This is a genomic window from Akkermansia muciniphila (assembly GCF_040616545.1).
GTDB lineage: Bacteria > Verrucomicrobiota > Verrucomicrobiia > Verrucomicrobiales > Akkermansiaceae > Akkermansia > Akkermansia muciniphila_E.
Genome location: NZ_CP156688.1, coordinates 2,666,866 through 2,686,401, shown reverse-complemented (window position 1 = coordinate 2,686,401; position 19,536 = coordinate 2,666,866). Strand labels below are relative to the sequence as shown.

The following is a 19,536-nucleotide window of genomic DNA, read 5'->3' as shown; positions in this document are numbered from 1 at the left end:
TCAGGAAGCTGCCGCGGGAACGGGTTTCCGGGATTCCCGCTTGACCCGGATTTGCAGGTCTGCCAGAGCGTTCATGTAGTAGATGTATGCGTCAAAGGCAGAGGCATACGGGGTGAAGGAGTTTTCCTTCTGCATGTAATGGAAGTGGTCCGCACTCTGAAGCTTGCGCCAGACGTGGGTAAGGTCCTTGTCATCGGCGGCCTTTACCGGTTTTTCCAGCCGGTAGATTTTGCGGATGGCTTCATCCTGCATGACGTTGCCGTTCCAGTGGGACATGGTTCCGAAGGTGGAGCAGGTCATTTCCTGGGTGCATTCACAGACGGAGACGGGCTTGATTTCCTGCGCTACTTCAGACGGGGTCATGAACCGATTGCCTGCTTCCACGCAGGAGAGAATCATGGTGCGCCAGAATTCAAAGACGCCCGTAGCGTCTGACTGGCGTTCGCCAAGCGTTTCATAGTCCATGGACAGGGTGGTGACGCTGCCCTGCTGGTGCGTCAGCCAGTCTGCGAAGGTGGTGGGGGGAAGCGGGTATTCCGGCCATTCCGGATCGGTCCGCATGATCGCCAGGTCATTGGAGAGTTCCCGGTTGCGGAAGATGGTGGTGGTGTTGTACACCCACGGAGCCAGAAATACTTCATTGCTGGTGAATCCCTTGAGCATGGCGGGGTTGCCGTCCGCCATGATTCCCTTGAATCCGAGCGTTTCCGCCTGCGCCGCAATGGCGTTGGAGTAAAGCATTCCGGTGTTCATCAGCACGTCTGATTCCCGGCGGAAGAGTTTTTTGAGAAGCTCCCGGTGTTCTTCAATCTGTTCCGCGAATTCCTGGGGGGAATAGACGGAGGCCAGGGAGTTGTAGTAAGGCATCACCAGAAAGTCCACGCAGCCGGTTTCCGCCAGTTCCTTGAAGGCGGCGATGAGGTCCGGCCTGTGGTACAGGGCCTGTTCCAGAATGACGCCGCTGAGGGCCAGCCCGAAACGGAATTTGCCCTCCGTCAGTTCAATGAGCTGCTTCATCAGCCGGGTGGCCGGGAAATAACAGCGTTCCGCCACCGTGCTGAGCACGCGGGCATTCAGATCGTCATCTTCATAAAAGGCGTGTTCTCCAATTTTGAAGAAATCGTAATGAATCAGCCGGTTGGGCTGGTGTGCCACGAAAGTGAGGGAAATATTGCTCATTGGACGGGGGGAGAGGGCTGTGAGTTATCGTGTGGGTTGAGGGGGGGAGTTTTAGCGGTTCAGCACATGTTCATAAACCCGGATGACCTTGTCCGCGGCGGCGTCCCAGGTGGAGGCCTTAATGTCCTCCGTGCTCTGTTCCACCACTTTCCGGTACAGTTCCTCATCCGTGCAGAGGTGCACGATGTGTTCCGCCATCTTGTTGACGTCCCAGAAGTCCGCTTTCAGGGCTCCCTTCATGACTTCCGCCACGCCGGATTGCTTGGAGATGACGGCGGGAATGTTGAACTGGGCGGCTTCCAGGGCGGAGAGGCCGAAGGGTTCCGAGACGGACGGCATGCAGTAGATGTCCGTGATGGAGAGCAGGTCATTCACCTTGTCCTTGTTCAGGAATCCGGTGAAGTGGAATTTGTCCCCCACGCCCTTGAACGCGCCGGATTCAATCAGCTGGCGGAGTTTTTCTCCGGTACCGGCCATGACGAAGCGCACGTCGTCCGTCTGCTCCAGCACCTTGGCGGCGATTTGCAGGAAGAAGCCCGGGCCTTTCTGGGCCGTGAGGCGCCCCAGGAAGAGCACGAGCTTTTCCGGGAATTTTTTCTTTCCCTTGAACACCTTGACGGGGTCCGCTCCGTTGTGGATGGGGAAAATCTTGTGGGGGTCAATGGCATAGTGACCGCTGGCGATGGTGCCCGTGTACTTGCTGACCGGGATGACGGCGTCCGCCTGTTCCATGCCGAATTTCTCAATGTCGTAAATCCAGCCGCGGGCGTCCGCTCCGGCGCGGTCAAACTGGGAGGCGTGCAGGTGCACCACCAAGGGCTTGCCCGTGGCTTTTTTCACTTCCACCCCGGCCAGGTAGGTCATCCAGTCATGGGCGTGGATGATGTCAAAATCCTGCTGCATGGCCACTTTCACCGCTATTTTGGAGAACTGGATGACTTTCAGGGCCAGGTCTCCGGCATAGAGGTCTTCCTTGTTCTTGAAAAGCTGGAGGTCCGCTTCATGAGTCTTGGAGAAGGTGATGCGGCCTTCCTTGGTGAACTGCACCGTGCCGGACTCCCCTTCCACCGTGGTGTAGGGGTCCAGTTCAATGGGGGCGTGCTCCACCAGGGCGAAGCTGTCATAGGAATATTTCTGGTCCACCTGCTCCACTTCCCGGTAGGAGACATTGTTGAGGCCAGTGAGCTGGAACCCGTCGAAAAGGGCGGAGGGATCGGCCTTGGGAACGATCACCCTTAAATTCACTTTTTTTGCCAGTGCCTTGGAAAGGCCAAGGCAGGCAATGCCCAGCCCCCCGTTAACCAGGGGTGGGAATTCCCATCCTAATGTAAGAACTCGGATTGTGCTCATTGGTTGATGTGGGTTGTCGGTGTCGGGAAGGAAGCGGCGCCATGCCGTGTTGTGCACCAAGGCAATAAAATCAGATTTTTCATGTGTGGTCTAGACGAATATTAGTAATTTTGTCTTAATAATGAAAAGAAAAGCGCTGGTTTAGTTCAATCTTGCGTTCGTCATAAAATGGGTTTAATCTAAACCGAACACCCTTGATACTTTCTTCTGTTTGGCTTCCATGCGTTCCTTTTCCAACATCCCTGAAAAGCGGAAAACGCCTCCTCTCCGGGGGCGTCTGGTCAAGTGGGAATACACGAATGCCGTTTCTAAAATAACTCTCAGCGTGTGCATTGCGGACGCCGGAATTGTCCGTGTGACGTACTTCACCGGACCGGTGCCGGAGGACGAACCCAGTTATGCCGTGAACCCCGCGTACGAGGCCCCGGGAGCGGAGATCCGGGAGCATGACGAAGCGGGAGTGCATGTCATTGAAACGTCCCTGTTGCGGATACGCATCCGCACGGAGGAGCAAAAGGTGGATTTTTACGATCTTGTCACTGATGAACCCCTGCTGGCGGATGAAGGGGGCTTTGGCCGGGAGTCCAAGGACTGGACGGGGGACGCCCGCGTGTGGATACGGAAAAAACTCCAGGAAACGGAGCACTTCTTCGGCCTGGGGGACAAGCCCTGCGCCCTGAACCTGCGGGGCAAGTATTTTTCCATGTGGGGGGCGGACCATTATGATTTTCATGAGGAGTCCGACCCCTTGTACAAGAGCATCCCGTTTTTCCTGAGCCTCCGGGACGGGAAGGCGTACGGCCTGCTTTTTGACAATACGTGCCGCTCCTACTTCGACTTCGGCGCCACGGATGAAAAGGTGCTGACCTTCGGTTCATTCGGGGGCCTGATGAATTACTACTTCATTTACGACCGCCGCCCGCTGGACATCGTGGCCGCCTACACCCGCCTTACCGGCACGCCGGAACTGCCGCCGCTGTGGGCCCTGGGCTACCACCAGTCCAAATGGAGCTATTACCCGGACAAGGCCGTGTACAACCTGGTGGAACGGTTCCGGGACCTGGGGATACCGTGTGACGCCATCCATCTGGACCACCATTACATGGAGAAGAAGGAGGGGTTCACGTGGGACAAGTACAATTTTCCGGATGCGGCGGGAATGGTCCGCTCCCTGGAGGAAGACGGGGTGAAGACGGTCCTGATCGTGAACCCCGGCGTGAAGATCAACCCGGCCAATCCGGTCTGGGCGCAGGGCCTGGAACGGAATTATTTCTGCCGCCGGGCGGAGGGCGCCCTTTTGTCGGAGGAGGTCTGGCCGGGGCTCTGCAATTTCCCGGATTTTACGGCCCCTGCCGTCCGGAGCTGGTGGGCGGACCTGTTGAGGCATGACCTTCAGGAGGTGGGCGTGCGCGGACTTTGGAACGACATGAATGAGCCGGTCATTTTTCCGGACCGCACGTTCCCGATGGATACGCGGCATGAATATGACGGCATGCCCTGTTCCCATGAGAAGGCCCACAACATTTACGGGCAGTGCATGGCGGAGGCCTCCTGGCTGGCCATGAAGCGCCACGCGCCGGACAGGCGCCCCTTCCTGCTGTCCCGCGCGGGTTTTGCCGGACTTCAGCGCTTCGCCGCCACCTGGACGGGGGACAACCGTTCCAACTGGGAGCATTTGAAGCTGGCCAACTTCCAGTGCCAGCGGCTTGCCGCCTCCGGCATTTCCTTTGCGGGGGCGGATGCGGGGGGATTCATGGGCCACCCCACGCCGGAGCTGTTCTGCCGCTGGATGCAGATGGCCGCGTTCCAAGGCCTTTTCCGCAATCATTCCTCCGGGGAATTCGGCGGGCAGGAACCCTGGGTGTTCGGCCAGGAGGTGACCGGATACGTGAAGGCCGCCATTGAAGGGCGGTACCGCCTTCTTCCCTATATTTACACCCAGTTCCGGCGTTATGCGGAAACGGGCATGCCCGTGCTGCACTCCCTGGCGCTCCAATGCTTTGAGAACCGGGATACCTACTGGCGCGGAGCGGAATACTTCCTTGGAGACCATTTGTACGTTGTCCCCATTCATGAGCCGCAGGAGGGAGGGCGCTTCCTGTACATTCCGGAGGGCGTCTGGTATTCCTACCACACGGACAGCCTGATGAAGGACACCGGAAAGGACGTGTGGGTGAAGTGCCCGCTTTCCTTCCTCCCCGTGTACGTCCGCGGCGGGGCGGTAGTGCCTCATTGGCCCGTCCAGCAGCACGTGGGCGAGCTGTCCAGGCCCCCGCTGGCGCTGGACGTCTGGTGGGCGCCGGAGGAGGAAACAGCTTCCCACCTGTATGAAGACGCGGGCGACGGCTACGGGTACAGGAACGGGGAATGCGCCGTGCATGAATTCCTTTACCGCGGCGGCTCCAGTTCCCTGGAACTGGACTGGAAGTGCGAGGGGGATCCCTGCGCGTTCCATGAGTCCGCGGAGGTGGTCCTGCACGGCCTGCCGGCGGGGATTTTCGTCAGCGCGCTGATGGACGGTATTCCGTGCAGCGGCGTGGCCAGGGATGGCCGGGTGTGGAGAATCCCGGTGAGGGCCAAATTTGAAACTCTTTCCGTAAGCTGGACGGAGGAATAAGCCCTTTCCGCAGGAAGGGCGGACGGAAAGCTCACGGAAGCTGGAAACTGTGCCTGACGGTGTCCCTCTTTAATTTCAGCTCACGCCATTCATGCGTCAGCGTGGAGGAGGCCACTACGCCGCCCCCGGTGCAGAGCGCCAGCCGCTGCCCCTGCCAGTACAGGGACCGGATGCCCACCAGGCAGAAGAAGTCCCCGTCCTCCAGGAATCCGAACGGGGCGCCGAAATGGGCCGGGCAGCGGAGGCGTGAACGCCAGTCGTCCAGCTGGGCCAGCGTCTTCTCCGTGCGGGGCTGGGACCCCAGGGCCGGGGTGGGGTGCAGCAGCCGTATCCAGTGGTCCGGGGGCATGGGGGCGTCCGCCTCCAGGGTGAGGTACGTGACGAAGTGGATCAGGGTATCCAGGTTCAGCACGCCGCGGGGCGTTCTGGTGACGCTTCCGTACGGGGACAGGCGGGAAAGGATGCTCCCGGCCACGATTTCATGTTCGCGGATTTCCTTGTCGTCATTGATGAACACCCACTCGTCCTCCGGGCGCGCCGTTCCTGCCAGGGCCATGGTCGTCAGGCGGCGGTCCTGCTGGTGGAACAGGGTTTCCGGAGTGGCCCCGCAGAAGCCTTCCCGCTCCGTCCACCAGGCATAGGGGTAGTGCACCGTGGAGCCGTTGATGGCCCGCAGGATGAGCTCACGGGGAACATGGGGTGCCTCCATTTCTCCGAACTGGGGCGTGGCGGGAACGCTTTTCACCAGATGCCCGGAAGCGATCTGTTCAATGATTTCCGCAAAAACCTGGGCGTACGCGTCCGGTGACGGCTCCGTCCACCGGATTTCCGGAGCGGGGGGCAGGGCGCCCTCCGGTTCAGGAATGGAATGCAGGGCGGAGGGTATCTTCCAGGGCCGCGGGTCGTCCAGCCGGAACGTGTTGACGTAAAAGGCGGTACCGTCTTCCGGGGGCGCGGCTGATTCCCGGAACGGCCCGGTCCCGAGGAGCAGTCCGCGAGCAGGGTGTCTGATCAGGGCTCCGGAATTCAGCGTGCTTATGTCCATGCGCGGCCCATCTTAAAATGCCGTCTGGGGGAATTCCAGCCATTTGAATGTTTGTGAGGGCGGGAAGGGAGGATTGGAACTTCAAGATTTTCTTTCCGTCCAACTGCAAAGGCGGTTTCCGGGCCTTCGTGCCTGAATTGTTACCGCAGCGCAGCGGAGGCATGACGAGTAACAGATTTTTTGAAAGAATCCGGGCTTTCACTCCGCATGATATTCCGTAACGCCGCCATTGACGGGAACCGCGCGTCATGTCACGTGCCTTCCCCTTTTGAATTGACGGAAAAACGCACTCAAGTAAGCTCTAACGAGCTTCCGCCCATGCAGATGATGACCAGACCAGCACCAGCCGCTTCTTCCGCCGCCGTTCCGGTGAAGACCATGCTGGCGGAGGTTCGCAAGCCGCTGGGGCCTGTGTGGTGGTGCGTGTTCCTCGCCAGCGCCTTGCTGGCGGCGTGGGGCGTGGGGTGGAGTTCCTGGCGCATTGCCGCGGAGGGCGTGGGGGTGCTGGGGTTGAACAATAACGTGGTGTGGGGGCTGGACATCGTTCATTTTGTCTTCTGGATAGGCCTCGGCCACGCGGGCACCCTGATTTCCGCCGTCCTGCTGCTGACCCGCCAGTCCTGGAGAAGCCCGATCGCCCGCGGAGCGGAACAGATGACCCTGTGCGCGGTCATCTGCGCCGCCGTCTTTCCCGTGGTGCACGTGGGGCGCGTCTGGATGGCGTGGATGGCCTCCCCGCTGCCGGAGGTGAGCGGCGTCTGGCCGGACATGGCCTCCCCCCTGATGTGGGATGTGATGGCCGTCAGCACCTATTTTCTGCTCTCCGTTTTGTACTGGTACATCGGCCTGGTGCCGGATTTCGCCCTGCTGCGGGATTGCTGCACGGGGCGCCTGCGGCGGCGGTACGGCCGGCTGGCGCTGGGCTGGCAGGGAACGGGCCGCCAGTGGCGCGCCTATGAAAAGGCCAGCCTGCTTTTTGCGGCTGTCCTGACTCCCCTGGTGGTATCCGTCCATTCCGTGGTGAGCTTTGACTTTTCCGTGACGCAGGTGCCGGGCTGGCACCAGAGCATTTTTCCCCCTTATTTCGTAGGCGGGGCCATTTTAAGCGGCATGGCCATGGTCCAGCTGATTTTGCTGGGGGTGCGCCGCCTGATGTCCGGCAGCGGCGTCCGGCAGGCCATCACCCCCGCCATTCTGGATTTGAGCTCCCGGTTTGTCCTGGCCCTGAGCCTGGTGATGGGGGCCATGTATCTGTGGGAGCACATGGCCGTTCTGCTGAACGGAGGCGGTCCGGAGCTGTTCCCGGGCAGGAATCCTGTCAATGCCGTATTCATGGCCGCCATGATCGCCGGGAACGTGCTGCTGCCCCAGCTGTTCTGGTTCCGCTCCCTGCGCACCAGCCGCTGGGTGATTGCCGCCGTGGCCCTGGGCGTGCTGGCGGGCATGTGGATGGAACGTTTCTGGATTGTCGTGAATTCCCTGAAGGCGTCCCTGCTGGCCGCCAACATAGGCGATTATTCCCCCAGCCTGACGGATCTGGCGATGATGGCCGGGAGCGCGGGGCTGTTCACGGCCCTGTACATGGTGCTGGTGCGCGTGACGCCGTTCTTCTCCCTGTGCGACGTGCGGGAACAGCAGTCCCTGAACAAGGAGGGCGGCGCATGAAGAAGGAGCGCATCACCTCCGGCTGGGTGCTTTCTTTCCGGTCGGAAGAAGACCTTTACCAGGCCGTCAGGAAGCTGGTGAAGGAGGAAGGCGTTCACTGGGAGGTTTGCGCGCCCTATCCCTGCGCCGCCGTGCGGCTTGCCAACCGCCATGCCGGAAGGGCCGTGGGCGCAGGCGTGCGCCTGTGGGCCGTGGCGGGCGCCCTGTGCGGGTTCCTGGCCGTGGCGCTGTGGCTTTACTGGACGCAGTTCCGTGCGGACCCCCTGGTGACCCAGGGCAGGGTGCAGGGCTGGGATAACTGGCCCGCGTACGTTCCGCCCCTGTTTGAAGGGACGCTGCTGGGGGCAGGCCTCCTGACCGCCGCCGGATTCCTGAAAGGGGCCGTTCTCCCCAGGTGGAACGACTGGGCGTTTGAATGTGATTTTTTCAGAACAGACGAGCACGGGGACGGTTACTTCATTCTGCTGGAAGGCGGCAGGGAAGAGGCTTCCGCCGCCCTGGCCGCGTCCCTGTTGCCGGAGGCGAGCGAACATGTCCATGCGGAAGGGGGGCCGTCATGAGAGGCGGCGTGGTGGCGGTCGCCGCCCTGGCGGTGCTGGGGGCGGCCTGGTTTCTGGTGCGCGACGGCGGCGGCAGGAATCCCGTTCCCCATTTGTTTGACAATATGAACGAGCGTCCGCTGGCGGACGCCCAGCAGGTGCAGGAGCCCGTCTTCACCCCCGCAGGCCGCAATGTGCGCCTGACGCCGCCCCGCGCCGTGGCCCGCTCCCTGGGCGGGGTGCCCATGGAGCGCGGGGGCGGCCGGGATTCCTTTGCCGCGGACGGCTCCTATTTTTCTTCAGGCCGCATGCAGGGCGGGGAGGAGGATTCCATGCCTCTGGAACTGGGCGGCGTTTCCCGCAGCCGTGACGTGCTGGCGGAAGGCCGCGCGCTGTATCTGGTCCACTGCGCCGTCTGCCACGGAGCGGACGGCAGCGGGCGCGGCAGCATGGCCGCCTATGAAACCTACCCGCAGATAGGCTCCTTCCGGGATGAAAAGTATGCCGCCTATTCTCCCGGAAAGATGTTCCGGAGCATCCGGCTGGGACAGGGGAACATGCCCGCGTTCGGGAACATTCTCACGGCGCGGGAAATCTGGTGCCTGGTGGCGTTCATCCGCCAGCTTCAGGCGCTGCCGGGGCCCCCGGAGGAGCAAAACTTGGTTAAACAGGAGGAACACCGTCCATGAACAGAAATACATCGTCAACCGGAACGGAACGCCGGGACAGGCCGGGATTCGGCTGGGCCGGGCGTTCCGCCGCCCTCGCCCTGTGGATCATCTCCGTCCTGCTCTGGTGCGTGCTGATGCGCCAGTCCTTCACGGCCATGCCGTGGGATGACATGACGGTGGCCGGGGAGCGGCTTCAGGAATTGAGAAAGCCGTTTGCCATTGCCGGAATGGCCGTGGGCGTCCTGGGAACCGGAGTGTGCCTGGGCACGCTGTTCTGGCTCTGCCTGTCTTCCGTGACGGGCGCCCGCTGGGGCATTGAACTGAGGCGCGTGCTGGCGGCGGGATGCTGGGGCTTCCTGCCCGGCGTTCTGGTGCTGGCGGGTACGGCCGGCTGCCTGACCACCGTGATTTTTCCGGAAGCGGCGCGGTACTGGGGCGTGGCGGATGTTTCCCTGCCCGGCGTCCAAGCCTTCGGCGTGCTGGATTTGACGGATGCCTCATGGTGGAATCCGGCTTGGCTGTATGTGCGCATGGGCGTCATGGTGGTGCTGGCCTGGAGCATGGCCCAGGTGTGGGCCGTGCTGGCCGCGGAAAAGGAGGTATGGCAGCCCTCCTTCCACAGGGGAGCGGCGGCCTTCTGCATGATTGCCGCCGTCATGGTGCTGGGCGTGCTGGGCTTTGACCTGCTGGGAGGCGTGGGGAACCCCGTTCTTTCCATGTTTCCCGTGTACATGATTGCCTGCGTCCTGCTGGTTTCCCTGGCCTTCTCCGTGCTGGCCGCCGCGGGATTGAGGAAACTGGACGGGGGGAAAGGCCTGCCGTGGCCCCGCCTGGGCGGCATGCTGATGGCCATGGTGCTGGTAAAGGCGTACATCACGTACTCCCAGTACATGATTACCTGGTACGCCTCCATTCCTGATGAAATGGCCTTTTATGACGCCGCATCCTCCGGCTGGTCCGGGCTTCTGTCCGTGGCGCTGGGGCTGGAACTGCTGCTGCCCTTCCTGGTCCTGCTCTTTCCCGCGTTGAGGCGCCGCCCGTCTGCGCTGGCCGCCGTCTGCGCCTGTATTCTGCTTGGCTTCCTGCTGGAAGCGTGCTGGATGTTCGGCCCCGGACTGGGGCTGGCCCCGGATGCGTGGGGAACGTGGGTCCCCCTGGTCCTGCTCCTGGGGGTAATGGGCTCCATCTGCTGTTTTTCCTTCCTGGGGGCCTTGAGCGTCCGCAGGGTATTTCCCGAATCACGATGAACCTTTCCGCCTCCGTTTCCTCCCTGTTCCGCCGCCGTCCGGGCGAGTGGCTGCCCCTGTTCTGGCTGGCGGCGGCCTGCGTGCTGGGGCTGGCGTGGTCCCTGGTCCATGCCTCCGGACTGGTGGCTGGGGAACCGCTCCCCTGGCCGGCGGGGCGGCTCATGTTTTCCTTTTACGGCGCCCTGGTGTACGGCTGGGCTCTCCCCGTCCTGTTCTCTTTCATGGCGGAACCTGGGGGGCGATGGCTGAAACCCGCGGAATGGCTCTGGCATGCCTGTGTCCTGCTGGGGCTGGGGACGATAGCCGCGGGAGACGGGAGCGGCCTCCTCCTGATGCCTTTTGACTGGTGGGTTTGCCCGGTTTTTGCCCTCCTTTCCGCCGGGATGGCGTGCGCCGCGTGGTTCAAGCCCTTTCCATGGCCCGTGCGCCTGCTGTTCAGTTCTTCCGCGGGTTGCGTGGCGGCGGCTCTCCTGATGCTGGGGGATACGCAGGCCCTGTCCATGAACGGCTTGCTGGACGCCTCCTCCCTGGGCGGCTCCCTGTCCTGCGGGCTGATGTTTGCCGCGCTGGGTGCGGCGGCCCTCCGCATGAACATGGCGCAGGGCCGGATGTTCGGCATTTTGTCTGTCTGGATGGCCGTGGTGTTGCTGGCGGCTCCGGTGATTGGCGGCCTGGCGGGGCTCCGCGGTTTTCCGGTGCCGTGGGCGCTGGTGGAGGCGGGAGCGGTCTGGGCCTGGTGCGCCGCTCTTCCCGCCGTGCTGATGGCTGCAAGGCTTTGGATGAAACCCTGTCCGGAACCGGGAATGGGAACGTGGCTGAAAGCCGGCTGCTCCGTGCTCGCCTTGCTGGCGGCGTGGAATGTTCTCTCCGGCTCCTGGCCGGAACTGATGCAATTCTCCCTGTCCGCGTGGCATGAGGCGGAATTGTGGGTGCTGCTGGGCGCGGGCGTGCTGATGATGGCCGGGAGGAAAGGCCCCGCACGGTTTCCCGTGGCATGGTGGCTGTTTTCTGCGGGCGTTTGCGGCGTGCTGCTGGCTTATGCCGTGGGCGTGGTCGCCGCGGTGGATGTGCAGGCCTTTCCCGTGGCCCGGAGAGCGGAATTGATGAGCGGCTGGGTGGGCATGGCGGCCTGCGTCCATGCCGCCGCCATGGCGCTGTGCCTGGCGGGGAGTCTTTGCCTGTGGCGTCCGGCGCGTACGGAGGCCGGAGCGCCGGAAACGGGAACTCCGGTGACCGGGCGCCTTTTTTCCGTCTTTACCGTTTTTGCGGCGCTTGCGCTGGTGACGGCCGCCGCCGTGCTGCTGCATGCCCCGGCTCCGGATTCCCTGGAGGTGAGGCGCCCCGTCCAGGACGCGGAAGGAGCCCGGATTTATGCCGCGGAGGGGTGCGCCCTGTGCCATACGCAGATGATCCGGCGTTCCATGTCCGGCAGGGACTGGCAGACGGCGATCGACCGCGGGACGGACCCGGATTTTCCCTACCGCGTCAGTGAACCTGAAGACATGGATGCCGAATTCAACAGGGAGGGGGCCCCGCAGGCCGGCGTGGCGGCCATAGGCCCAGACCTGAGCAATGCGGCGGAATACGCCGCCGGAAGGCTGGAATATGAAGACGCCGTATCCGGCGGCACGCTCCGTGCCGCGCAGGTGCGGGAATGGCTGGCCCTGCATCTATACAACCCGCGGGAAGCGCAGTTCAAAAAGCCCTGGACCGTGTGCCCCGCCATGCCCGGCCTGTTTGAGGAACGCCCGGTGGAGGGGAATGCCCCTTCCACGGCTGCCCTGCCTGTCCGGATGGAGAAGGGCCGGGAGCTGGTTCCGTCCCCGCGGGGAGAGCGGCTGCTGAACTACCTGGCTTCCCTCCGGAGGGTGGAGCCCTCCGTGAAGCGCGACCGGATCCATTCCTTCCCGGCCTTGTCACACATTCATCCGGATTATGCCGCCCATCCTCCCGCCGTGGACATGGAACGCCTGAAAAAGGCCCGTGCCGCCGCTGTCATGGAAAAGGGCAGGGGCGTGTACCTTTCCAAATGCGCCATCTGCCACGGCAACGACGGCATGGGGGACAAGGTGACCTATCCGCCCCTGGCCGGGTCCGAATGGCTGAAGGAAAAACCTGACGCGGAAATCGTGAAGATCGTCCTCCAGGGGCTTACCGGACCGATCACGGTGAACGGAAAGGAATGGGATTCCACCATGCTGCCGCCCGGCGTTACTGACTCCCGTGACCTGGCGAACCTGCTCACGTTCCTGCGCCGCCAGTTCGGCGGCCTGGAAAAGGCGGCTTATACGCCGGAACAGATAGACGCCATCCGCCGGAACCCTATGAACTGACGGAAAAGGAGAGCGGCTGGACAAGAGCGGCGGCCTTGAAGGAATGACGCCGTTCCTCAGGAAACATTGCGGTCTGCCGTTGCCTTGATATGGAGCGGCAGCCCTTTTATTTAAATAAATTCCGGTTACAGGACGAGCATGTCCCGGTCGTCAAATTCATCGTTCGGCCCCCAGGCGACCTCCCAGTAATAGCCGTCCGGGTCCGCAAAATAGCCGTGGAAGCCGCCCCAGAAAACATCCTGGGGTTCCTTCACGATCCTGGCCCCCGCATTCCGGGCCAGTTCAATGACTTCAATCACTTCCTCTTTCGTTTTTGCGTTATAGGCAAGCGTGATTCCTCCGAATCCGGAACCGATGGGGGGAGGATTCTCCCCGTTGATGTCTTTTGCCAGCAAATCCAGCGGATACAATTCCAGCTTCGTGCCGGGAGTGCTGAAAAAGACAACGTCCGGGTGGTCGCCCGTCTCGTCCGTTTTAAAACCGAGCCCGTCACGGTAAAATTGCAGGGCCTTCTTCATGTCCCTGACTCCAAGGCAGATGATGTTCATTCTGTTCATGCTCTTCTTCATGGGGTGGTATTTGAAATGTTTGATGGGAATGGCACGGATACTGGTTCCCCTGCAAAAAAGGGCTGCCCTCCGCACAGTGTGCCGGAAGGCAGCCGGATGAAAGCGGCCGGGGAAAAGGTCAGCTCAGGGCTTCCACCAGCTTGTCGCCATAGGCGGAGCAGGAAAGTTCCGTGGAGCCGGGAATCATTTCCGCGAGGTCGAACGTGACGGTTTTTGCGGCAATCACCCGGTCAATGGCCTGAATCAGCAGGTCCGCCGCTTCCGTCCAGCCCATGTAGCGCAGCATCATTTCCGCGGACAGGATGACGGAACTGGGATTGGCCTTGTCCAGTCCGGCCAGTTTGGGGCCGGTGCCGTGCGTGGCTTCAAAGATGGAATGGCCCGTCAGGTAATTGATGTTGCCGCCGGGGGCGATGCCGATGCCGCCCACCTGAGCCGCCAGGGCGTCGGAAATGTAATCCCCGTTCAGGTTCAGCGTGGCGACCACGTCAAAGTTTTCCGGATGCAGCAGGATTTCCTGAAGGAAGGCGTCTGCAATGCAGTCCTTGACCACGATTCCGTTGGGAAGCTTCATCCAGGGGCCGTCTCCGATGGGCTGGGCGCCGTATTCCCGGCGCGCGACGTCGTACCCCCAGTCGCGGAAGCCGCCTTCCGTGAACTTCATAATGTTGCCCTTGTGCACCAGCGTGACGCTCTTGCGGCCGTTCTCCACGGCGTAATCAATGGCGGCGCGCACCAGGCGCTCCGTGCCTTCCCGGGAAACGGGCTTGATGCCGAAGCCGGAGCTTTCCGGGAAGCGCACCTTCTTCATGCGGTCCGGGAAGATGCGGTTCATGGTGTCGAAAAACAGCTTGGCTTCCTCGGAGCCTTCCTTGAACTCGATTCCGGCGTAAATGTCCTCCGTGTTTTCCCGGAAAACGACCATGTCCACCTTCTCCGGGGCTTTCACGGGTGTTTCAATGCCGTTGAAATAACGCACCGGGCGCAGGCAGACGAACAGGTCCAGATCCTGCCGCAGCGTGACGTTCAGGCTGCGGATGCCGCCGCCCACCGGGGTGGTGAGGGGCCCCTTGATGCCTACCAGATACGTGCGGAAGGCTTCCACCGTCTCGTTGGGAAGCCAGGTTCCCAGGTTGTCAAAGGACTTCTGCCCGGCAAAAACTTCATACCAGGCGATGGAACGCTTGCCCCGGTACGCCTTCTTCACAGCCGCGTCAATCACCCGGGAAGCCGCCGCCCAGATTTCAGGCCCGGTTCCGTCACCGATGATGAAGGGGATGACGGGCCTGTCCGGAACGCAAAGCCTGCCGTTCTGCATGGTGACGGCTGCGCCGTCCGTGGGAGGGGTGAATGTTAAATGGGCCATGACGTGCGTTCCTTTATAGGACGCGGACTGTTTTGGCAAGATAAAAGAACGGAATGAGGAGCTGCGCTCCATGAGCATGCATCAGAACCAGCGGTCTTTTCCTGATTGCTCTTCCGGCTGCCGTGCTTCTTCCCGGAGGCGGCGCATGAAATTTTCTTCCGCCTGGCGTTTTAAATCGCTCTCCATGATGTGCTTCCGGGCGCTTTCATTCAACTGGTTGACGGCGATGGCGGAGTCCTCCGGGGTCAGCCTATTCCAAATTCCGGCGTCATCCCTCACGACGCGGAGGGAGCCTTCCACCATCTCGCAGGAAATCAGTTTTCCGTGAAGACCTTCTGCGGTGATGGGACCCTTGTTCTCCGCGGGAATGATGATCCGGAGCGGCTCGGGGCCCTCCAGGTCGATGCCCCCGTGGGCGCGGTAGGCCGCTTTCAGGACCAGCGTCTTTTTGCTCCACCACCAAGTGGTGGAATAGCGGTATTCGTACTCAAACGTCCGTTCCACGGTAACCAGGTTGGCTACTTTTTCATCCTTCTGCACGATCAGGGCCACGCCGCCGTGGTCTGTGGAAAAACCCTTGTTGATCAATGTCAGCCCCAACTCCCTGCCTGCCTCAATCAATTTTCCCGCCACCTCCATCGGTTTTTCCACCGGAGCCGTCAGGCAGGAACGCACCCCCCAGACCAACACGGCCAGCGCGCCAATCAGGACGGCTCCTTTCACCAGGGCGATGACGGAGGGGGAATGGAGGAAGGATGGCGGGGAATCACTCATGAAAAGCTGTACGGGCGGTAAGCTCAGGGTTCCGGGTCTTCATGGGAGCCGTCCTTCTTGATGGGGGGCAGGAACATGGCCAGGAACGCAAAGGCGATGACGGTCAGGTCATCTATCTGGCCTACTCCGGGGATGAAGTCCGGAATCAGGTCAATGGGGGAAAAGGCATAGAGCGCCGTCAGGATAAGAAGAACAAGCTTGCGTTTGGTAAACAGGCGCGGTTCTCCTTCCCGGCTGCGGAAATAATTGACGGCCCTGGCCAGCAATTGCTGTTTGGGGCCTTGGGGCGGAATGGGAAGCTTGCTGCTCATGGGGGCTTGGAAGGGTGACATAAAAATTATCTCATGCGCTCCCGGCGGCGTCCAGAGCAATTCCCGGATGCCGCAGGAGCCAGGTTTTCCATTGTTCGGCAGGGGCTGGGTTGTTGACGGCAATTACGTTGCATCAGGAAAGAACCTTTCCCTGATGCCCTTCTCATGACATGCAAACCGGTAGAAAGGAACGTGATTCAGGCAAATTCCGGAAGGCATGGACGGTATGATCTTCCATCGGAGAAAGCAGCGACAAGGGAAAGGACGGGTTGCGTGCGGAATTTTCGCGCCTCACCGAATCTTGTTGCGTTTTACTTTCCGGTATGCTGGAATTACCTGATGAACAAGTGGCTTTTGTTTTTCCTGTGCATGTTGTCCGGAACGGCATTGCCGCCTTTGCAAGCCGGAGAGAATGGGAGCAACGTCCCTGAAGGACTCAAGGAACGGATTGACTCTTCCGTGTATGGCGAATCTCCGCACGTGGCTCCCGCCTATTTTTCAGGAACCATCCGCAAACGGGATACATGGGAAATAGATATTCTTTCTCTCAATGGCCATAAGCTGCCTGTACCAATAACCGTGGCATTTGAAAGGAAGTCTGTAGAGTTCACTCCTGCAACGGGGATGGGATGCTCCGGGATTATCCCTGTGCTGATTCCACGGGGAAAGGCAGGGTATCCTAAACACTGGCGTGATGCGGGAGCTTCTCCATCCGTGATCGTGGAGGACAAGCCAAGAAATCTTTCTTTGTTGCAGGAGGCCGTCTTGCAGAGCTACCAGCATCACCTTATTAAATCCATGAAAATGTCCATCAAACTTCTGGAACAGATGAAGGATGAGCATCAGGCGCTGGCTCTGGAGAAAAACTGGGCATATGAAATCATGGATTATGTGTTCTGGACGTCTCTGGAAAGCAGTGTGCCTCTGGAGGCAAGAATGGCTTATATCAAAAACCATCCGTCAGTTCCGGAACAATCGCAGAAGGAAGCGGATGCCTATCTTGAAAGGATGCGTGTTCTCCGGAGCAAACCTTGGAGCGCCAAATTACGCTTGCTGCAAGATAAGGAGAATGGTTTCCGTCCCTTACAAGGGAATTTTTAAGTTTGACTTGATTAACGAGCTTTATCCGGAAAAAAGAATGGTTTGGATTCCCGTGAAAATAACGGAATATTGATCAAGGAGGCGCCATGGACATTCATTTCAGAAGAGTGAGCGAGTTTAACCGCGGGATATTGCTTGAATTATTGTCGGACGCCTATTCCTTTGACTCCCGGTGGCAGGATCGCTGCGGGGCGGACTGGAAGGAGTTTGACGACTTTTTCTTTGATAACCCCCGGATTGCAGATAGGTATGGTTTTATTACTGTTTGCAATGGCAGACCCGCCGGGCTGGCGTCATGGGACCCCAGGAAGATGCCCGAATACGTGAAAGTAGGCCATAATTGCATCATATCCTCCCATAAGGGCCGTGGTTACGGCGCGGTACAGCTCCGGGAAGCGCTCCGCCGGATCGCCCGGCAGGAGGCGCGGAAAATAGTCGTCACCACGAATGCCCGGATGCTTCCCGCCCGGCGGATGTATGAAAGCGTGGGGTTCAAGGCCTGCGGGAGAAGGAGGAACGAAAGCCATACCGCCTTTTTCGGGGACTACATTGATTATGAAATGATACTGCCGTAGGAACGTTTGTGCGGAATGGACGGGCCAAACGGGTTCCGGAATTCTTGGGGCCGGACGATTCCTCGGAATAGGGAGCAGGGCGGTTCTTCCCTTGATCCGCGGTCATTTCCGGGAACGGAAACGTCCTGCTCCCGCAAACATGAAGGCGGCATTGACACGGCGGAGGGCACGGGGTACTCTCCTGCGGCATATAATGATCAGTTTTACGAATATCAGCGGGGCCGAGGAAATTGGGGCCAATTGCTATTTGCTTGAGATGGACGGCACCCGGATCATACTTGACAGCGGGATGCACCCCAAGAGGGAGGGGCTGGCGGCCATGCCGGATTTCGATTCCATGGAGCCCAATTCCGTAGAAGCCGTTTTTTTAAGCCATTCCCACCTGGACCACCTGGGAACGCTGCCCGTGCTTCAGGAGAAGCAGCCGGCGGCGGATGTGTTCATGACGCCCGCCGCCGCCGCCCTGTCCGAGGTGATGCTGCACAATTCCGTGAATGTGATGAGCTCCAAGAGGCTGGACCTGGGCATTGTGGAGTATCCCTTTTTCACCCATAACGATCTGGACAGGCTGAGCGACGCCTGGCATGCCAAGTCCTGCAACGAGGTGTTCCGCGTGGGGTTCCGGCAGAACGTGCTGGCCACGTTTTACGATGCCGGGCACATCCTGGGTTCCGCAGGCGTGATGCTGGAGGGCGAGAGCGGCCACACCGTGTTTTACACGGGGGACGTGCAGTTTGAGGACCAGAGCATGATTCCCGGCGCGGATTTTCCGGAGTCCGGCGTGGATACGCTGATCATGGAGTGCACGCGCGGCGGCTTCCAGCGCAGCGCCCATTATTCCCGCCCGGAGGAGATGGTGCGGTTCGGCAAGGCGATTGCGGAGACGCTGGAACGCGGCGGCGCGGTACTGATTCCGGTATTCGCCATCGGCAAGAGCCAGGAGATGCTGTTCAATATCCACCGTTTCAAGCAGCAGGGGGTGATTCCGGCCAATACGCCCGTGTACTTCGGCGGATTGAGCGCCAAGGTTTCCCTGCTGTACGACCGTTTTGCCGGGCTGACCCGCAGGCATGACCATGAGTTCAAGCTGAAGGAGGAGATCAAGACCATGCCCCTGCCGCGCAAGGGCAAGGCTCCCCTGGTGTGTTCCCCCGGGAATATTTACGTGGTTTCCAGCGGCATGATGACGGAGAATACGCTCTCCAACGTGATGGCGGAGCAGGTTCTTCCGCATGAGAAGAACGCCATTCTTTTTGTGGGGTATGCGGATCCGGATTCCCCGGCAGGCCAGTTGAGGGCCGCCCCGGCGGGGGAACTGGTGAAGATGCGGCCCAAGGGCCAGCCGGTGCGCCGCAATTGCACGGTGGATTGTTTTGATTTTTCCGGGCACGCCACCCGTGACGCCCTGGTCAATTATGCCGTGAAGCTGAATCCCAGGCAGGTGGTTCTGGTGCACGGCGACCCGGACGCCGTGGAATGGATGCACGATACGCTTTCCGCCAGAATGCCGGATTCCACCATCATCGCACCCGTGCCGGGACAGCGCTATACGTTTGAGTCATGAGTTTCACCGGAGAGAGAACGGGCCGCCTGATCGTCTTTGAAGGCATTGACGGCACCGGCAAGTCCACCCACATCGGCCGGTTGCGGAAGCATCTGGAAGGGCAGGGCCTGGAAGTGGTGCAGAGTTTTGAGCCCACCCGCGGACAGTGGGGGCGGATGCTCCGGGATTCCGCCGTGACGGGCCGCCTCTCCGTGGAGGAGGAGGTAGAGTTATTCCTGAAGGACAGGCGGGAGCATGTGGAGACGCTGATTGCCCCTGCTCTGGCGCGCGGCGCGTGGGTGCTGCTGGACCGCTATTATCTTTCCATGATGGCCTACCAGGGCGCGCGGGGCGTGGATACTTCCGTCATCCGCGCCGCCAATGAGGAGTTTGCCCCCGTGCCGGACGCCGTGGTCTGGCTGGATATTCCCGTTTCCGTGGCGCTGGAGCGCATCGGGAGCCGCGGGGAACGCGACGCGTTTGAAACGGAGGCGGGCCTGGCGGCCTGCCGCAATGTATTCGCCTCCATCCATGAACCCTGGATGCTCCGCGTGGACGCAGACGCCGGGAAGGAGGAAGTGGCGGCAAGAGTCCGGAAAGCACTTTCCGGGCGTTTTCCTGAAGTGATGGGTAATCAGGAATGAGATGTCT

17 protein-coding genes are annotated in these 19,536 nt (G+C 60.8%); 10 read left to right on the top strand and 7 right to left on the bottom strand.

The window, feature by feature from the left end:
• Both ABGM91_RS10880 and ABGM91_RS10875 read right to left on the bottom strand, forming a co-directional pair.
• Positions 1-1,179: a glycoside hydrolase family 57 protein gene (locus ABGM91_RS10880; protein ID WP_290565995.1), complete on the bottom strand. Its 1,179-nt coding sequence runs from the start codon at positions 1,177-1,179 to the stop codon at positions 1-3.
• Positions 1,180-1,230: 51 nt separating this feature from the next.
• The gene (locus ABGM91_RS10875) at positions 1,231-2,529 is read right to left on the bottom strand and encodes a glycosyltransferase (RefSeq protein ID WP_354832273.1); all 1,299 of its coding nucleotides are present in this window, start codon (positions 2,527-2,529) and stop codon (positions 1,231-1,233) included.
• 220 nt (positions 2,530-2,749) lie between these two features.
• Between ABGM91_RS10875 and ABGM91_RS10870 the strand changes: the two genes are divergently transcribed.
• Complete coding sequence (locus ABGM91_RS10870) at positions 2,750-5,146, top strand: TIM-barrel domain-containing protein (protein WP_354832271.1); 2,397 nt, start codon at positions 2,750-2,752, stop codon at positions 5,144-5,146.
• A 31-nt stretch (positions 5,147-5,177) separates the two neighbouring features.
• On the opposite strand, the gene ABGM91_RS10865 is transcribed toward ABGM91_RS10870, so the two are convergent.
• Positions 5,178-6,191 carry a chorismate-binding protein gene (locus ABGM91_RS10865; protein WP_354832269.1) on the bottom strand — a complete coding sequence of 338 codons (1,014 nt, stop codon included), beginning with the start codon at positions 6,189-6,191 and terminating at the stop codon, positions 5,178-5,180.
• 324 nt (positions 6,192-6,515) lie between these two features.
• Here ABGM91_RS10865 and nrfD point away from each other — a divergent pair, with 324 nt between their 5' ends.
• The 5 genes from nrfD to ABGM91_RS10840 are packed head-to-tail and all read left to right on the top strand — an operon-like array spanning position 6,516 to position 12,646.
• Positions 6,516-7,856 carry an NrfD/PsrC family molybdoenzyme membrane anchor subunit gene (gene nrfD / locus ABGM91_RS10860; RefSeq protein WP_354832267.1) on the top strand — a complete coding sequence of 447 codons (1,341 nt, stop codon included), beginning with the start codon at positions 6,516-6,518 and terminating at the stop codon, positions 7,854-7,856.
• On the top strand, positions 7,853-8,416 hold the full coding sequence (locus tag ABGM91_RS10855; protein WP_354832265.1) for a quinol:electron acceptor oxidoreductase subunit ActD: 564 nt from the start codon (positions 7,853-7,855) through the stop codon (positions 8,414-8,416). Before nrfD ends, ABGM91_RS10855 begins: the two co-directional genes overlap by 4 nt.
• Entirely contained in the window at positions 8,413-9,084 is a 672-nt protein-coding gene (locus ABGM91_RS10850) for a cytochrome c (protein ID WP_354832263.1), read from the top strand. Before ABGM91_RS10855 ends, ABGM91_RS10850 begins: the two co-directional genes overlap by 4 nt.
• Positions 9,081-10,313: a hypothetical protein gene (locus tag ABGM91_RS10845; protein WP_354832261.1), complete on the top strand. Its 1,233-nt coding sequence runs from the start codon at positions 9,081-9,083 to the stop codon at positions 10,311-10,313. The genes ABGM91_RS10850 and ABGM91_RS10845 overlap by 4 nt, the downstream gene beginning before the upstream one ends.
• Positions 10,310-12,646, top strand: a complete 2,337-nt coding sequence (locus ABGM91_RS10840) for a c-type cytochrome (protein WP_354832259.1) — start codon at positions 10,310-10,312, stop codon at positions 12,644-12,646. The genes ABGM91_RS10845 and ABGM91_RS10840 overlap by 4 nt, the downstream gene beginning before the upstream one ends.
• Before the next feature lie 125 nt (positions 12,647-12,771).
• Here the strand turns inward: ABGM91_RS10840 and ABGM91_RS10835 are convergent, their stop codons facing one another.
• The 4 genes from ABGM91_RS10835 to ABGM91_RS10820 form a co-directional block, all read right to left on the bottom strand.
• Positions 12,772-13,203 (bottom strand): VOC family protein, encoded by a 432-nt coding sequence (locus ABGM91_RS10835; protein ID WP_354832257.1) that lies wholly within the window; start codon positions 13,201-13,203, stop codon positions 12,772-12,774.
• Positions 13,204-13,333: 130 nt separating this feature from the next.
• Positions 13,334-14,581 (bottom strand): NADP-dependent isocitrate dehydrogenase, encoded by a 1,248-nt coding sequence (icd, locus tag ABGM91_RS10830; RefSeq protein WP_290566398.1) that lies wholly within the window; start codon positions 14,579-14,581, stop codon positions 13,334-13,336.
• An 81-nt stretch (positions 14,582-14,662) separates the two neighbouring features.
• Positions 14,663-15,355, bottom strand: a complete 693-nt coding sequence (locus ABGM91_RS10825; RefSeq protein WP_354832255.1) for a DUF4230 domain-containing protein — start codon at positions 15,353-15,355, stop codon at positions 14,663-14,665.
• A gap of 23 nt (positions 15,356-15,378) precedes the next feature.
• Positions 15,379-15,666 (bottom strand): YkvA family protein, encoded by a 288-nt coding sequence (locus tag ABGM91_RS10820; RefSeq protein WP_215428247.1) that lies wholly within the window; start codon positions 15,664-15,666, stop codon positions 15,379-15,381.
• A gap of 339 nt (positions 15,667-16,005) precedes the next feature.
• On the opposite strand from ABGM91_RS10820, the gene ABGM91_RS10815 reads away from it, so the two are divergent.
• The 4 genes from ABGM91_RS10815 to tmk all read left to right on the top strand — a co-directional run bounded on the left by ABGM91_RS10815 (position 16,006) and on the right by tmk (position 19,529).
• Positions 16,006-16,767 carry a hypothetical protein gene (locus ABGM91_RS10815; protein WP_354832253.1) on the top strand — a complete coding sequence of 254 codons (762 nt, stop codon included), beginning with the start codon at positions 16,006-16,008 and terminating at the stop codon, positions 16,765-16,767.
• Positions 16,768-16,853: 86 nt separating this feature from the next.
• Complete coding sequence (locus ABGM91_RS10810; protein ID WP_354832251.1) at positions 16,854-17,342, top strand: GNAT family N-acetyltransferase; 489 nt, start codon at positions 16,854-16,856, stop codon at positions 17,340-17,342.
• Positions 17,343-17,481: 139 nt separating this feature from the next.
• On the top strand, positions 17,482-18,906 hold the full coding sequence (locus ABGM91_RS10805; RefSeq protein ID WP_354832249.1) for an MBL fold metallo-hydrolase: 1,425 nt from the start codon (positions 17,482-17,484) through the stop codon (positions 18,904-18,906).
• Complete coding sequence (gene tmk, locus ABGM91_RS10800) at positions 18,903-19,529, top strand: dTMP kinase (protein WP_354832247.1); 627 nt, start codon at positions 18,903-18,905, stop codon at positions 19,527-19,529. The genes ABGM91_RS10805 and tmk overlap by 4 nt, the downstream gene beginning before the upstream one ends.
• Positions 19,530-19,536: the final 7 nt, after the last annotated feature.

Bases quoted from the DNA above. Each gene is read 5' to 3' on its own strand.
- ABGM91_RS10865 (WP_354832269.1), bottom strand. From the start codon at position 6,191: ATGGACATAAGCACGCTGAATTCCGGAGCCCTGATCAGACACCCTGCT.
- ABGM91_RS10810 (WP_354832251.1), top strand. From the start codon at position 16,854: ATGGACATTCATTTCAGAAGAGTGAGCGAGTTTAACCGCGGGATATTG.
- icd (WP_290566398.1), bottom strand. From the start codon at position 14,581: ATGGCCCATTTAACATTCACCCCTCCCACGGACGGCGCAGCCGTCACC.
- ABGM91_RS10815 (WP_354832253.1), top strand. From the start codon at position 16,006: ATGAACAAGTGGCTTTTGTTTTTCCTGTGCATGTTGTCCGGAACGGCA.
- ABGM91_RS10835 (WP_354832257.1), bottom strand. From the start codon at position 13,203: ATGAACAGAATGAACATCATCTGCCTTGGAGTCAGGGACATGAAGAAG.
- ABGM91_RS10820 (WP_215428247.1), bottom strand. From the start codon at position 15,666: ATGAGCAGCAAGCTTCCCATTCCGCCCCAAGGCCCCAAACAGCAATTG.
- tmk (WP_354832247.1), top strand. From the start codon at position 18,903: ATGAGTTTCACCGGAGAGAGAACGGGCCGCCTGATCGTCTTTGAAGGC.
- ABGM91_RS10840 (WP_354832259.1), top strand. From the start codon at position 10,310: ATGAACCTTTCCGCCTCCGTTTCCTCCCTGTTCCGCCGCCGTCCGGGC.
- nrfD (WP_354832267.1), top strand. From the start codon at position 6,516: ATGATGACCAGACCAGCACCAGCCGCTTCTTCCGCCGCCGTTCCGGTG.
- ABGM91_RS10850 (WP_354832263.1), top strand. From the start codon at position 8,413: ATGAGAGGCGGCGTGGTGGCGGTCGCCGCCCTGGCGGTGCTGGGGGCG.
- ABGM91_RS10825 (WP_354832255.1), bottom strand. From the start codon at position 15,355: ATGAGTGATTCCCCGCCATCCTTCCTCCATTCCCCCTCCGTCATCGCC.
- ABGM91_RS10805 (WP_354832249.1), top strand. From the start codon at position 17,482: ATGAAGGCGGCATTGACACGGCGGAGGGCACGGGGTACTCTCCTGCGG.
- ABGM91_RS10875 (WP_354832273.1), bottom strand. From the start codon at position 2,529: ATGAGCACAATCCGAGTTCTTACATTAGGATGGGAATTCCCACCCCTG.
- ABGM91_RS10870 (WP_354832271.1), top strand. From the start codon at position 2,750: ATGCGTTCCTTTTCCAACATCCCTGAAAAGCGGAAAACGCCTCCTCTC.
- ABGM91_RS10880 (WP_290565995.1), bottom strand. From the start codon at position 1,179: ATGAGCAATATTTCCCTCACTTTCGTGGCACACCAGCCCAACCGGCTG.
- ABGM91_RS10845 (WP_354832261.1), top strand. From the start codon at position 9,081: ATGAACAGAAATACATCGTCAACCGGAACGGAACGCCGGGACAGGCCG.
- ABGM91_RS10855 (WP_354832265.1), top strand. From the start codon at position 7,853: ATGAAGAAGGAGCGCATCACCTCCGGCTGGGTGCTTTCTTTCCGGTCG.